The 15042-nt window shown below is 42.6% G+C and carries 13 protein-coding genes; 6 read left to right on the forward strand and 7 right to left on the reverse strand.

The window, feature by feature from the left end:
- Positions 1-364: 364 nt before the first annotated feature.
- From L3V35_RS00700 to L3V35_RS00715, 4 genes are all read left to right on the forward strand, one after another.
- Positions 365-1366, forward strand: coding sequence for a TerC/Alx family metal homeostasis membrane protein (locus L3V35_RS00700; RefSeq protein ID WP_029222116.1), 1002 nt, complete (start codon positions 365-367; stop codon positions 1364-1366).
- Between the two features lie 312 nt (positions 1367-1678).
- Positions 1679-1867 carry a hypothetical protein gene (locus L3V35_RS00705; protein ID WP_017079198.1) on the forward strand — a complete coding sequence of 63 codons (189 nt, stop codon included), beginning with the start codon at positions 1679-1681 and terminating at the stop codon, positions 1865-1867.
- 177 nt (positions 1868-2044) lie between these two features.
- Entirely contained in the window at positions 2045-2785 is a 741-nt protein-coding gene (locus tag L3V35_RS00710; RefSeq protein ID WP_065206090.1) for a DUF1223 domain-containing protein, read from the forward strand.
- 143 nt (positions 2786-2928) lie between these two features.
- Complete coding sequence (locus L3V35_RS00715; protein ID WP_065206091.1) at positions 2929-4215, forward strand: DEAD/DEAH box helicase; 1287 nt, start codon at positions 2929-2931, stop codon at positions 4213-4215.
- 90 nt (positions 4216-4305) lie between these two features.
- Here L3V35_RS00715 and L3V35_RS00720 read toward each other — a convergent pair whose 3' ends face one another.
- From L3V35_RS00720 to L3V35_RS00730, 3 genes are read right to left on the reverse strand one after another with little or no spacing between them, the layout of a single operon-like run.
- Positions 4306-5661, reverse strand: coding sequence for an FUSC family protein (locus L3V35_RS00720; protein WP_171328571.1), 1356 nt, complete (start codon positions 5659-5661; stop codon positions 4306-4308).
- A gap of 13 nt (positions 5662-5674) precedes the next feature.
- Complete coding sequence (locus L3V35_RS00725; protein ID WP_054546894.1) at positions 5675-6535, reverse strand: HlyD family secretion protein; 861 nt, start codon at positions 6533-6535, stop codon at positions 5675-5677.
- A gap of 10 nt (positions 6536-6545) precedes the next feature.
- On the reverse strand, positions 6546-6758 hold the full coding sequence (locus tag L3V35_RS00730; protein ID WP_054546893.1) for a DUF1656 domain-containing protein: 213 nt from the start codon (positions 6756-6758) through the stop codon (positions 6546-6548).
- 237 nt (positions 6759-6995) lie between these two features.
- Here L3V35_RS00730 and L3V35_RS00735 point away from each other — a divergent pair, with 237 nt between their 5' ends.
- A complete protein-coding gene (locus L3V35_RS00735) occupies positions 6996-7910 on the forward strand; it encodes a LysR family transcriptional regulator (protein ID WP_237298110.1) in 915 nt (304 codons plus the stop codon).
- Between the two features lie 72 nt (positions 7911-7982).
- Here L3V35_RS00735 and L3V35_RS00740 read toward each other — a convergent pair whose 3' ends face one another.
- The 3 genes from L3V35_RS00740 to L3V35_RS00750 all read right to left on the reverse strand — a co-directional run bounded on the left by L3V35_RS00740 (position 7983) and on the right by L3V35_RS00750 (position 12543).
- The gene (locus L3V35_RS00740; RefSeq protein WP_004730927.1) at positions 7983-8540 is read right to left on the reverse strand and encodes a PhnA domain-containing protein; all 558 of its coding nucleotides are present in this window, start codon (positions 8538-8540) and stop codon (positions 7983-7985) included.
- 232 nt (positions 8541-8772) lie between these two features.
- Positions 8773-11271, reverse strand: a complete 2499-nt coding sequence (locus tag L3V35_RS00745) for a VolA/Pla-1 family phospholipase (protein ID WP_237298111.1) — start codon at positions 11269-11271, stop codon at positions 8773-8775.
- 18 nt (positions 11272-11289) lie between these two features.
- Positions 11290-12543 (reverse strand): outer membrane protein transport protein, encoded by a 1254-nt coding sequence (locus tag L3V35_RS00750; RefSeq protein WP_237298112.1) that lies wholly within the window; start codon positions 12541-12543, stop codon positions 11290-11292.
- 356 nt (positions 12544-12899) lie between these two features.
- Between L3V35_RS00750 and L3V35_RS00755 the strand changes: the two genes are divergently transcribed.
- Positions 12900-13982 carry a site-2 protease family protein gene (locus tag L3V35_RS00755; RefSeq protein ID WP_237298113.1) on the forward strand — a complete coding sequence of 361 codons (1083 nt, stop codon included), beginning with the start codon at positions 12900-12902 and terminating at the stop codon, positions 13980-13982.
- 85 nt (positions 13983-14067) lie between these two features.
- Here L3V35_RS00755 and L3V35_RS00760 read toward each other — a convergent pair whose 3' ends face one another.
- The gene (locus L3V35_RS00760; RefSeq protein ID WP_004730934.1) at positions 14068-14856 is read right to left on the reverse strand and encodes a M48 family metallopeptidase; all 789 of its coding nucleotides are present in this window, start codon (positions 14854-14856) and stop codon (positions 14068-14070) included.
- Positions 14857-15042: the final 186 nt, after the last annotated feature.

The following is a 15042-nucleotide window of genomic DNA, read 5'->3' on the forward strand; positions in this document are numbered from 1 at the left end:
ATTTGTATCATGAGTAACGGTAATAGGGGTTAATCCTCTCAGTAGTATTCTCAGAATCAATACGAATGTCGTTTTGACAAGCCTATAGAAATAAATGAGGAGCGTTTTGCTCCTTTTTTATTTATTTCCGAAAATTTTTCTAGACGAAACAAAGATAGAGGAATATTATCCACGCGTTTGGGGAGTAGTTAGCGCAAGTTTACATATCGTCATCTCGTTAGGCCAAGAGTCTATCCGGTATGTAAAGGTGAAATCCCATATTTCACTTCAACGAGACCAACGCAATCACAATCAAGATCCGTCGTGGAACTTGATAGTTTTGTTTGCGGAAGGTCTTTGTACAGTTCTTCCGCCCGGAGGAATAATGAACTCAACTCAATCTCTATTATCTACAAATAGTGAATCCTTTTTTTCATCGCCAATCATGACGACTTATGCGGGCTTTTTCCTGCTGACTGTGATTCTAGTCTCTATCGATATTTATCAGACTCGTGGTGGTAGTGTAACCATCAAGAAAGCGGCAATTTGGAGCGTTTTCTGGTTTGTGCTCGCGTTTTTATTTGCTGGTTCCATTTACCTTTTTTGGGACATCTATGCGCCAAATAGTGAATACACAGCCCAAAAAGCAACCGTGTCATTTATTACCGGTTACTTGCTAGAAAAATCATTGAGCGTAGACAACTTGTTTGTTTTCGCGATGATCTTTGCTCAATACCAAGTTCCTGAGCATCTAAGACCTCGTGCGCTTCTTTGGGGCGTAATTGGTGCATTGGTGCTTCGCGCAATTATGATCGCATTAGGTGCTCAGCTATTGGCTGAATACCACTGGGTGCTTTATGTATTTGCTGCGTTCCTAATTGGTACGGGTATTAAACTGGCGCTAGATAAGGGCGAAGAGGAGAGTGTGAATACGCTACCTGAGAAGTTACTTCGTAAAGTGATGCCTGTGACAGAAGACTTCCATGGTCCCGCGTTGATGATCAAGCAAGGCACTAAATGGGTACTCACGCCAATGATGTTGGTGATTGGTGCCATTGCGGTTATGGATGTCATGTTTGCACTGGATTCTATTCCTGCAATTTTCGCCGTTACGCGAGAGCCATTCTTAGTACTGGCTGCAAACGTATTTGCATTGCTTGGCCTTCGTTCTTTGTACTTTGTTCTGCAAGGCATGATGGATAAGTTCATCTACTTGAAGCCTGCACTGGCATTCATCATGGTGTTCATTGGTGTGAAAATGTTATTGGTTGACAGTGAGTGGGCTATCCCAACGTATTGGTCGTTAGCTGTTCTAATTTCTACTATGACGATTGCGGTTATAGCGTCGATTTATGCGAAGAAGCCAGACATTGAACAAGTAAATTGAAACAAAAATAACTTATCGAAAACTCGATAATAATTAGGTGGTCAATGAAGCTTGAAATTTATTTATGTAAATTTTTTGTGACATTGACCGCTGTTGTTTGAGGGTTATTTGTACTAAATGCATGATTTAGGCACTGCTGTGAATTTTTACTCATCAAGCGTGAATATGTATTTCGAGGTGTTGTTAATGATTTGTTTTATTAGAAAAACTAATCTGAATTTCTAATTTTAGTCATTTTTTAACCTGCAAAAGATCACCTATTATTCTTGTCATCAGAACGAACCACATAAACAAATTTATAGAGAGGCAATCATGGCTCAAGCAATGCAAATGAATACTATCGCTGTTCCTAACTCTATGGATAAGAAGACCTACTCGGTTAACATCAAAGGATTGATTGCACACATTTTCGATATTCTTTTCGTAGACAACTCTCCACGTAGTTACTACGCAAGCGACCTATCTGGTCACATGCAACGCGATATCGGTATCAACCGTTAATCTCTGCGTTAACATGTAAAAATATAGAATTTTAAAAAACGCCAGCTTCTAAAGCTGGCGTTTTTGTATCTGAAATAAGCTGTGTATCTGAAATAAACCCAGCACCTGAAAGAAATACTTAGGCATAACGGTCTTTGTTTGAGCGCCAGTAAATTCGCTTTGTACAAGGATCTCGGTATGTCACACGCCACACGCAATTCATCATTGATTAAACTTTGTTTATTTGCCTTACCGATCGGCGCCTATTCCTCTGTGTCGTTTGCACAAACCTGGAGTAACGAAGGCCAGCCTGCTCAGGTTATTGAGCTGTTTACCTCTGAAGGTTGTTCTAGTTGTCCGCCTGCTGACACGTACCTTAGTACTTTTGCAGATCATCCAAAACTTTGGACCGAGGTCATACCGCTTGCTTATCACGTAGACTACTGGGATTACTTAGGCTGGGGAGACAAGTTCGCCAGCAAGGCATTCAGTCAGAAGCAACGTTTGTACAAAGCTTATGGGGTAACAAGTGGCGTCTATACACCGGGCTTCGTTGTCGATGGAAAAGAGTGGCGTGGTTACTTTAATTGGCTAGACAGAACGTTGCCTTCGCTCCAACAACAAACTAATCCCAAATTAACAGTGCACCATGAAGGCGATACGTTCAGTGTGAGTTACGAAAGCAAAGGGGATTATGTCGCTCATATTGCCTTGTTGGCGATGAACGAAGTCACCAGCGTTAAAGCGGGCGAGAACAGAGGTAAGAAACTTGAGCACGATTTTGTCGTGGTTTACGATGGCTACCAACGTGGTGAGTCTGAATGGCAATTCAATATCGACTTCTCCCCGTTAGTTGCCACACCTGACGCAGTAGCCGTGTGGTTAACAGAGCCTAACTCGTATGCGCCAGAGCAAACGGTAGCGGGGTGGCTTAACTAAATTTGCGATAACTTGATATCTGGATGTGTTTTAGAGGGGCTTAATCGCTGAAACACGGGAGAAAGAGGCGATTTAGTTACGTAATACTGCTGAAATACGTTAATATAGCGCGCTATTATTTTAGCTTTGAGTTCCTGCAATTAATGACTAACACCACAACACCAACCAACTTCTCTGATCTTGGCTTAATCTCTCCTTTGATGGCTCGCTTAACAGAGCTTGAATACCAACAGCCAACGCCTATCCAAGCGCAAGTTATTCCAAGTGTGTTAGCAGGACGCGACCTAATTGCAGGTGCAAATACGGGTTCAGGTAAAACCGCAGCATTTGCACTTCCACTGTTACAGCAGATCCATGAAGATGCACCTTTAGACCGTCGTTCGGGCAAAGGTAACTTTGTGTCTGGTCTTATCTTAGTTCCTACTCGTGAGCTTGCTAAGCAAGTGGCTGACAGCGTTAAGTCTTACGCAGTACACTTCAATGGTGCGATCAAAACCGTTTGTGTATTTGGTGGTGTATCGGTAAACACTCAGATGCAAGCGCTACGTGGCGGCACTGATATCTTGGTGGCAACACCGGGTCGTTTGCTGGATCTGATCTCAAGCAACGCAATCAAACTTGATAAAGTTAAAACGCTAGTGCTTGATGAAGCTGACCGTATGTTGAGCCTTGGCTTTACCGAAGAGCTCGATGCTATCTTGAAGCTATTGCCGAGCAAGAAGCAAACCTTGTTGTTCTCTGCGACTTTCCCAGAGCAAGTAAAAACGCTGACTCACGAACTACTGAATGATCCAATTGAAGTTCAACTTCAAAGTGCTAATGCGAGCACTCTGGTTCAGCGTGTATTCGAAGTAGAAAAAGGTCGTAAGACCGCATTGCTAGCGCACCTGATTCAACAACACGAGTGGCGACAAGCACTGATCTTCGTAAACGCGAAGAACAGCTGTGAGCACCTTGCAGATAAGCTTTACAAGCGCGGTATCATCGCAGAAGTATTCCACGGCGATAAAGGGCAGGGTTCACGTACTCGTATTCTTGAAGATTTCAAATCTGGCGAGATTGACGTTCTTATCGCGACAGACATCGCTGCTCGTGGCTTGGACATTGAAAAACTTCCAGTTGTAATCAACTTTGATTTACCAAGAAGCCCATCGGATTACATGCACCGTATCGGTCGAAGTGGCCGTGCAGGTGAGGTTGGCCTTGCGTTGTCATTGATCGATCACGAAGATTACCATCACTTCAAGATCATTGAGAAGAAGAACAAAATCCGTCTTGAGCGTGAGCAAATTGAAGGTTTTGAAGTGGATGAAGAGGCAACCGCTGAACTTGTTGCTGCATTAAAACCCGTTGCGCCACCGGCTGGTACAGGCAAGAAGAAAAAGAAGAAAGCACCTAAAAACCAAGATGTTTGGTTGAGAAACAACTGATATTGAGTCAGTAAAAATAGAATTTCTAAAGGCGCTTAATTGCGCCTTTTTGTTTTCTTATTCCAAGTTTAGCGCATCCGCGTAACGAGATTAAACGACACTCTTGATTCTAAAGAGGTCAGTAAATAATTTGCCTATCATTAAAATGATGAGCAGTGTGGTTAACATCAGCAAAGGTGTTTGAATCTGATAAACCGGTGTTAGATTGAGCGCGCCAGATGTAAGGACGACCAACAGGTTAATGCCAAGTATTCGGTGTACCATCAGTTTAGGCGTTGCGAACACTTTCCATATCACCATGCTATTAATGAAATAAAACAGTGCCAATTGCCACAATTCAGTCATCATCGGCATGATAAAGATGTATTGAAGTAAAATAATGGTACCTGTGCCTATCACCCCGAAAAACGCATCTTTGATAACACTTGGTGGCATCGTCGGCAACATGGAAGAAAATACGCCTGCAATCATCGGAAAAATAAAACCACCCGGCACAGGTAGATATATCCAAACCAGTAGCGACGTTACGAACATCGAGACTCCTTGTAAGACTTTTCTCCCATCTTCATCAAGGTGTTGAACAAAGGTACGGTGCTCATGGTGCCAAGAAACGTTTTTCTTCTCACTCTTCACAAACGGCACATCATCAATCAATGATAAGTGCGGCGCCATTAACTCTAGTTTTTCCATTTTTTCTGTGAGAATTGGCCAATCAATAGGTTGAGTCAGTTCATCCGAGGCGAGTTCAAGCAGACGATCTTGAATATGAGCCATTTCACGGACTCGTAAACGCCACGCATGGATATTTTGTTTTAGGTGATAACTGCCAGTGAGCGGTAAATCCAACAGTTGATAAAGCTTCTTAATATTAGCGGTATTGGACTCCAATGCTTCTATATCTAAGTTGTTAGTGTTGCTCATTGCTGTTATCAGCGTTTCTCTGCTTGTTTCAAATCGTTGTACGAAGTTTTGTTCAGTGTTTACCGGCCAGATTAGACGATAAACAATTGAGAAGGTGATAACGCCTAGCAAAGTTTCTTGTATTCGTAGTACCGCAAAATAAAATGTAATTTGGTTATCGAATCCGCCCATGCAAGAGATGATGGAGCAGACAGCAAAGCCTATAGAAAAGACATAACCGTATTTTTCATCACTCGACATGAAGATGCATGTACCGAGAAATAAGGTGAAAAACATCAGAAACAGAAAGCGGTCCTGAGAAAACATCGCAATTAAAAAAAAGGCATAACCCGTCCCTAACAAGGTTCCCATTAATCGGTTATGGCCTTTGTTTATTGAATGGGCAAAACTCTCGTTCAATGCCATGACTGCAACCGCAATTGCCGCCCAATAGGGCTTTTCCCACTGAAACCACAACGCAAGGCAGATAGAGATAACAATCGCGAGAGAAGCCTTAATTGCTTCTTTGGTCGATGCACTGAACATAAATGCCATCCAACTATTTGATTATTTTGATCGAAGCTGTCATGCCGACACGAAGTTGCAAGTCTTCAGGCACGTTATCGAGTACTACTTTAATTGGTATACGCTGAGCGAGGCGAATCCATTGAAAATTTGGGTTCACGTTGGGAAGAAGGTTATTACCAGTACTGCCATCTTGTGTCGCAATGCCAAAACCAATACTTTTAATATGGCCTTTTAATTGAACATCATTGTGCATCATGAGCGTGACGATAGCTTTGTCGTTTGGTGCAACGTTCACAAGATCAGTTTCTTTGAAATAACCTTCAATCCAAAAACTATCCTCATCGATTAATGCCACCACAGGGGTATTAGCAACAACTTGAGAACCTTCACGTAGGTTTAAGTTCGTGATGAAGCCATTCGTTGGAGCGTACACCTTGGTGTATTTGAGATTTAAATGTGCCTCTTCAACATTGGCCTTTGCTAGTGCAACGTTAGCTGCATTTGTCTCAACCGCATTGTTCAGGTTATTCAAGGTCAGCACTGGCAGCGCGCCAGGCGTTCTTTTTTCTAAGTTCAACGCGCGTTGCTCTTCGTTTTTAGCTTTTGCTAAGAGCGCGCGAGCCTGTTTCTGTGTCGCGAGTGCTTTATTGTAGGCTGCCTGATAAATGCTTGGGTCGATCTCAAACAGTAGATCCCCTTTAGCTACCTGTGAGTTGTCTTCAATATGGACTTTGGTTACTTGCCCGGTGACTCTAGGGGTAATCGAAACGATGTATGCGCTGACCTGACCATCTCTAGTCCAAGGATTACTTGAATAGGATTGGTAATAGCTATAAACCACAGAGCTTGCGGCAACGACCAGTAGTAGCGTGATGAGATAACGTTTAATCAAGGTGAATGCCTCAGAAAATGGTAATAAATTGGCCGATAACGCCGACGAAAATAACGATTAAGCTTATTTCGGCTATTGCAGGAAAAGCGACATATTTATGTAGCCCAAGTTTTGTCGCGATTGAGCCAGTCAATATCGTCAATACATACGCTAACGCGATAACCAAAAGCAAAGGCGGGAAGTAGATCTCACCCCACACGAGTTCATGTGGCATTGTGTTCATGGGTCTGTCTCTATCGTTTGAAGAAGGTTACGATAAAGGAACTATGGCAATGTTAATAATCGTATATAGAGGATCGGATCCATCAAACGTAGGTAGGTTTAGGTATATACTAGAAAGAAGAGTTAGCAAAAGGCACAAATCATTAGCTATTTAGCTCTGTCTTTTTATCATTATTATTCTGATGCAGTAGATATTTTTCTATCTCATATGCATGACTAAGAAAGTAAGCACATCAAAATGAACTTCAGTATTGAACAACTTCTCGCGTTTGTGACCGTCTATGAACAGCGGTCATTTAGCAAGGCGGCGGTAAAGCTTAACAAGCACAGAACGACCGTCGGCCAGGTTATTACAAATTTGGAAGATCACCTTGCTGTGCATCTTTTTGAAAGAGTTGGCCGCTCTGTAGAACCAACGGAGGACGGGCACCTCCTTTATCACTACGCAAAACAGACGATTGAACAAGCTCGTACTTTTGACAAAGTAGCGTTGAGCCTTTCTTATGGTGGGTTAGAGAAAATAACAATCGCGTATTCTAGTTTCGTTCCACAACGTGTTTTGGTGGATATACGTAAACGACTTAAGCACGACTTCCCAATGATGCGAGTGAACTTTCTGGTTAGGAATAAGAACGAAATTAAACAAGGAATACAAAGTGGGGAATATCACTTTGGACTTGTGAATGCTCACAATAGCCGAGCGATGCATAGTTTTGATTCTACCTTCCTTGGACACTTTGAGTTCTACCCATTCGGACAAAAAGGTGGAGAACTATCACATATAAATAAAGACGAAGTATTAGTCGCACTAAGGAACTCAAAACAGTTCGTATTGAGGTCTCTGATTGACGAAGGGATGTCTGAAAAGATTATTGTGAGCTCTGACTATGAAGAGATTGATCAGCTTTCGTTAATGATCAAAATGCTTGAAGAGGGTTTTGGATGGGCACTTCTTCCTAAGGCATTTTTTACCGACTCTGAATTTTCAAAACATTCAATAGAGCCCATTCACTCTGCGCAAATGGTGGAAGGATTCAAATTTGGATTCGCGTTGTGGTGTCCGCACTCAAAACAAGTCAGTGGTATCAAAGGCTCTTTGGTGTCTGTTATTAAAGAGTACCGCGAGCAACTTATTGATAGTTTTAAGTCGTGAAAATTTGAGATATTAAAAAGGCGCTAATTATTCATTAGCGCCTTTTTAGATTTTGTTCAGCGAAAAGAAGAATTACTTCTTACGGCAGAACTCAGCGATTACGTACATTGATTGACCGCCGTTTGTTTTACCAGAAACAAGCTTAGGATCGTCACCAACGCTGATGCCACGGATAACAGTACCTTGCTTAATCACTTGGTTAGTACCTTTGATTGGCAGGTCTTTGATTACTGTTACGTCGTCACCTTTTTTAAGTTCAACGCCGTTCACATCAAGAGGCTTGTCATCAGCAGACATGCCGATTTGTGCCCAAACTGATGTTTCTTCTTCAAGGTACATCATGTCTAGCGCGTCTTGAGCCCAGCTTTCAGAGTTCAGACGAGTAAGTTGACGCCACGCCATTACTTGAACTGGCGCTTCTTGGCTCCACATGCTGTCGCTTAGGCAACGCCAGTGGTTGATATCTTTTGGATCGTCAATCTCACCCAGGCATTTGTCACATACCATGATGCCGTGATCCACTGTTACGTGGCTGTGTGGCGGTACTGCGTATGCAGTAAGAGAAGAATCAGAACCACATAGTTCACATTTAGATTGGCAGCGTTCTAGCATCGTAGCTTCAGAAGACATAATGGACTCACATTTATTAGGTATTAAATTACGGGGCTATTATCCACTTTATTTACAATAAAGAAAGAGGTCGTACGGTATTCTGTCTTGATTAATTTTAGCTGAGATCAACCATTTGTGTTTTAAGGTTCTATGCAAACGGTTAACTAGGGGACGGTGGGATGTCGATAGATACAAAAATGCCAGCGGTTAGGCTGGCATTTGGTTTCATTAACTTTTGATCATACGTTTATTACTTGCTCGCATCTAATAAGCCAGCGGTTACGCTTGCAATACCAGTCCCCTGCGATAAGGTAAATTGTACAATTTGCGAGGTCATTTCTGCGTTGGCTGCTGCATCACCAGCATTTTGCTGAGAAATTACAGTAGAGTGTTCAGCCTCTGATGATGATTTGTCAAAATACGAAGCCAGCTTGTCTCCCGAAGAGTTCAGTGCAGTATTAACCAATGATAACTTTTTAAACAGTGGTTCGGTTCCAGCTGTTGGGATCGCAGCAACAGAGTTTGGTATTGTTTCGTCACCGTCGGCTTGAATACCAAATACCGGTCCCGAAGTGGTAGAGGCAATGTTGTAAGGGTCAACATTATCTAGAACTGTTTGAGCAGCATACATGAATGAAGTCTGGGTAGAGTCGATTGTCGCTTTGATAGCTTTGTCTGAAGCCGATGCACTGTCACTACTTAAGGCCGTGTAATACTCAGTAAAGCAAACACCACCAGATTTACTGACTGGAACGCAGTTACTTGAATAGTGTGCTTGGTACTCTGTTACACTTGATAGGCTAACGGTATGCTTGATCTCAGGAGAGAAAGAACCTGAATTAAGCAAGAAAGGAGCAATACCACCACCTGGGTTAGCAAGGGTTGCACTTGTATAACTAAACAAAGAATCGATAGCAGGGTTCAACACAGTGTTACCTACTGTGTAAGAGCTGATTCCTGTAATAGCCCCAATAGAATGCCCAAATAGAGATACATTGGTTTTATCTAGGTTACTGAATGCAGCATCGGTAGCTGAATTTAAAGCAAAGCGAACCCCAAGCCCATCAATTGCACTTTGGCGAATATTGTCTCGAGCAACAGGTAAGTACTCAAGATTCATGTATACGGTAGGGGTCGTTGGTGTCGTCACGGCATCCGCACTTAGTGCACGTTGACCGTGAAGTGGCTGATCAATAGCGATAATTGCATAGGGTTTGTATGGCGCAGTTCCAGTAAGTGCGCCGCCAATATGCTGCATCGCAAAAGCGTAAGCACTCTCCTTGATGCTAGTGATACCGTGTTGGTACTGTAGAATAGGTAAAGTGCTGTCGATAGCTGCTCCTTCAGGTACAAACATAACGAACGGCACTGACTTTACTGCTCGAATTTGCGGTACAGCGCTGTATTTGGTCATAATACGCGCGCTATCTAACTGTTCTCCATCTGCGAGGGTTAACTTTTCTCCAATGAGTAATTGTTGGTACTCTGCTTGATAGAGTTGAGTAGCGGGCTCAGTGATCCCTAAACCTGCTAGCTGTGTAGCAACGGCTGTTTTGTCCGCGTCACTTCCTGAGCTGAGTACATTCAAGATAGTTAAAACACTAGGCATAGCACTGCGCCAAGGCGTTGTTTTCCATTCGTCGTCTGTTAATGAATCAGACAAGAAATATGGCAGTTCAACTGTTCCGCGATACACTTGAATAGAAGCAGCAGCTGAGAACTTAGCAGTGTAACCTGCAGCTAATTGTGTAGCAGCATCGTCACCAAATGCACTCTTAAACATCGCGTCAGCTTGTACAGCTGTAGCAAAATTTTGTTTCGTTCCATCAACTGTAAATGTATACAGCTTGTCGAGTTCAGCAGCTGGGATGCTATTTGGATTCGCAAGGTTCTTCCATATATCAGAAGGGGTAACTGTGGGACTAATCGTTTGTGCAATTGCAGCTTTGGTCCCGTTCATAACGTTACCAGCTGAAGCAGTCGTAAACCAAGATGAATAGATGATCTCATCTGAACTGGACACTTCACCATAGCCAGCGAATAACGCTTCAACTTGATGGATGATTTTTTGTGGTAAATCGAGCGAGCCTGCTTGGTCTATATCTGTCGTTTTTAAAGACGCGTAGGAGCTTGATGTTCCTAGTGGTTCATCTGCGCTATCAATAATTGAGTCAGTTAATGCATAAATGTAGTCAGAGCTGGGATCTAAACCTTTAAGAGGTAAAACTTGTATGGTCTTAAAATCGCTAGATGCCACTAAGTAGTCAACGCCAGCAGTTAGCGCAGTAAAGTTAGACATGACACCAGTGCTCAGATCAACATCGACTTTAGCAACTTTTACCCCAGCATTGAGGTGCGCACTAAACGGTGTCGTCCCGTTCATCACGACATCATTCTTCAACGTTCTGTCACTAGGAAGGTTCACATTGATAGTGAACGGCATGATAGTACTCCAACCATCAGCTTCTCCCATTGCTACTTTGGGATCATTCAGTAATCCTGTTGAACTTGCATCTAACGGGATGTTCAGAGTGTGATCGTTAGTATCGAACAAGAAAAAAGAAGGAAGAGGGACATCCGCTTCATTACCTAAAAGCGTAAAGCTAATTTTTGAGCTTCTAGCTAATGATTGGTTGATTGCATCGGAATAAGGTGCAGCCGTTGAATCACCGGAGCTTTCACTGTTGTCCCCGCAGCCAGCAAGAAGTAATGCTGAGCATACGAGAGATAAAGAAAATTTGTTATTCATGTAATTATTCCCGTACGGTTAGTTGAACGTGTAGTTAAGTTGTATCGCTGAAAGGTAAGCAACGCCTTCAGCATCAAATGTAAGCTTTTGTCCTGCTGCATCGGTTTCGGTAAACGAGCCGCTTTCGCTTTGTACTAATGCAAATGCTGCATCGACAGTCATGTTTTCAGAAACTGCATAAGTTAAACCGGCTGAATACCACATACGGTCGCTATCGGGGATGCTTAACGTTGCTTCACCAGCTTGTTCGTCATATGCCAAACCTGCACGTAGAGTCCAGCTTTGGTTAACCATGTAAGTAGCACCAACAGACCATCTTTGGTTGTCTTCGTAATGCTCGGTTTTTAAGAAACACTCATTATTTTTACAATCTGAACTCGTTGCTTTTAATTCTTTGAACTTACTCCATTTGGTTAATTGCCAACCATAGTGTATTGCCCAAGCATCGCTAAGTTGATGAAAAGCGGATAGTTCAAAGATATCGGGTAGTTCAATTTCTAAACGTCCGGTAGTCTTACCTGGAGCGCCACTTTCCATTTTTAAGCCGGTGTAATCAGTGAACTCTCCGTCATCAAAATCAAGTTCGACAGATGAGCGATAGCCAAAACCAAAACGGTTATTTTCATTCAGTTCATACAGCGCACCGACATTCCAGCCAAAAGCAAACGTTTCACCAGTCATTGATATCAGTTTGTCACTTGGCGATCCGCCAACAGGCAGACTGCCTTTGTGTCTATTTAATTCAGCTTCCGCATATACCAGATTGATACCAGCACCGAGGCTTACGCTTTCATTTACTCTGTAAGCAATGTTTGGATTTAGGTTTACGGACACCAAAGATGTGTCACCGGCTAAATCACCTGCATAAATATCGTCGGGATAATCAGTAGCAACGCCATATGTAGTGAACATGCCAATCCCCCATGCCCATTTTTCATTGATTGGACTGATGTAGTAAGCGGCTGGGACTATTTGCAAAGGGGCTACGTCAGAAGACTTCTGATTGAAATCGCTATCATTAATTTTGGTTTGAGTGACGTTAACCTCTGGATCAACGATAGAAACCGCGCCTGAAAATTGGGCTGTATCAAATAGGGTCATTGCGGCGGGGTTTCTCGCTAGTACACTCGCGTTATCAGCTACAGCACCTTCACCTGAAAATGCGCGACCAAGACCTGAGGCAGAGTGCTCAGCAACTTGGAAACCAGCCGCAAGTGAATTACATGCAAATAGCACAGAAAGTGAAACGAGAGAGCGTTGTATTGTTTTCATCCTTGACCCTCCTAGGGCATCAAATCTCAATCTTATTGTTGAAAACACACTGAGCGTTTTTGGTGCTTAAGCTCTAATGTAAACGACATGTTAAATTCATGTTTAATATAAAGTCAAAGAATGAGTTGTCATTTTGTGAAGTAATATTTTTAAGGGGCGGCACTCTAACACTAATAATATAATTACAATCAATGATTTATGGGTGGTTGGAGGTGTGACCAGAATGTTTGTGTTAGGTGTTGGTATAAATAGTGTTCAACTGCTCAATATGTAACAACTTTGTTTATGTTTACCGTTTATCGTTAAATCGGCATAATATCGATTCATATTGATAGTCATTAAATTGGGATTAAAGTTTGGAATTACTCGCGATAGAGTTTCTTGGAAAACCACTTCGTTTAGAGGGATCAATGGCAGGGTGGCAACAGTTGTATTGGGACAATACTTTGGTGTCCCAATTAGATGCAACCACAGATCAAGATGACGCTCGAACTCATGCATTTACTCTGCGCGCAGGTGAAGAAACGTTGCAGTGTCACGTTGAGGCGGCCGTTCAGTGGCAACCGTTTGAGATGACCTATAAAGCGACCGTGAATGGCCAAACCGTTACCGAAGGCAATCGAAATACCAAAGATATCGAGCAACAAACCCCGGTTGTCACACCAAAACCAGAGAAGCGTTTTAGCTTAATCGGGTTAGTTTCGCTGGGAATGAAAGCCCTTAAGAGTGCCAAGTTAATCAAGGTGGTACTTGCCTCTGCGAGTTTAGCTGCTTACTCATGGCTATTTTCAATTCAGTTCGCTTTAGCCTTGATCGCTTGTTTAATGTTCCATGAATATGGCCACATCAGAGCAATGAAATACTTTGGAATGAAGACCAAAGGCATCTATTTGATACCATTCCTTGGTGGTTTGGCGTTATCCGACGAAAAGATCAATACGCGCTGGCAAGATGTGGTTATCTCGATCATGGGACCATTGTTTGGCTTGATATTGTCATTGATATTTATGGTGTTGTACTGGGCGACTGGTGAAATGTTCTTCGCGGGGCTTGCGGTATTTAACGCGTTATTAAACTTATTTAATCTATTACCGATTTTGCCTCTCGATGGCGGACATGTACTAAAAAGTATCAGTTTCTCGATGAACAGTGTGCTTGGTATTGTCCTGTGTGTTGCGGCCGCTATTGCTGGCGTGGTACTGAGTTATCAGTTGAATTTGACCCTGTTTGGCTTCTTATTGATTATGGGCAGTGTGGAAATACTATTCGAATGGAAAGGGCGTCACCACAGTCACTTGTTGCCATTAGACAAATACGGTCAAGTCGTGTCGTTTGTTTGGTATGTGGGTCTAGTGAGCAGTTTGATCGGTGTTATCTGGTATTTTGCATCTACGGGTGATCAGCTATTAAGCCTACCATTGCAAATTCTTGGTACTTAACAAGAATCAAAAACAAAAAAATGCCCTAACCAATATGGATAGGGCATTTTTGTATTCGAAGTTTAGCGTTTAAACAAATGTTAGATTACGCTTTGCAATTTGGTCTTGGTGAACCCGATTGAGGTAACGTTTTTATCGTCGCCTGTAGATCTTTGATACGCGTACTGTGGGAAGGGTGCGTAGACAGCAATTCTGGCGGTTGGCTACCACCTGATGCTTTCGCCATGTTTTGCCACAAGTCGACGCTCTGTTTAGGATCGAACCCTGCCTGAGCCATATATTCTAAACCAACAACATCGGCTTCTGATTCCTGAGTACGGCCATACGGTAGAATAACCCCGTATTGAACACCTAAACCTAGGGCAGCCATTGTCATTCCTTGGTACTGTTTGTATTCTGATGCGCCTAACGCAACACTGGTAATGGATAAACCAGTATTAGCGATTTGAGACTGAGAGAGACGTTCGTTGCTGTGGTCAGCGAGAACGTGAGCCACTTCGTGTCCGATAACCGTTGCGAGTTGGTCTTGATTGACCGCTACCTTAAGTAACCCTGTGTATACGCCAATTTTGCCACCCGGCAAAGCAAAGGCATTCACTTGGTCGCTATCAAAAACAACAACTTCCCATTCACTAAAGCCTTGTTTTGGAATATGTTGAGTAATGCTATTTGCAACGCACTGTACATAAGCGTTTGTTTTGGCGTCTTTACTTATTGGCTGTTCTTTCTTCATTTGTTCAAAAGATTGTGCCCCAAGTTGAGACATGTCTTGATCAGAAAAAAGCAGTAATTGGTTTCTTCCTGTCGGGGAAGCGCTACATGCGGTTAGGCCTGCAAGTGTGAGAAGCGAGGCAAACTTCATCCATGACGTCATACAATATCCTCTGTGTATTCGGTTTTTATGCATGTTAACATCAACTTGCGTAATAACTAAGAGCTGTAAGATAAGTATTGTATTTAAAAACATGGTTATCGTTAAGATCACTATTAACGATAATGAAGCTATTCAGTTACTAATAAAGCGATTCACGCACTAATAAAGTCAATAATTAAGGAACCC

The organism is Vibrio sp. L5-1, assembly GCF_021728315.1.
Lineage (GTDB): Bacteria > Pseudomonadota > Gammaproteobacteria > Enterobacterales > Vibrionaceae > Vibrio > Vibrio splendidus_K.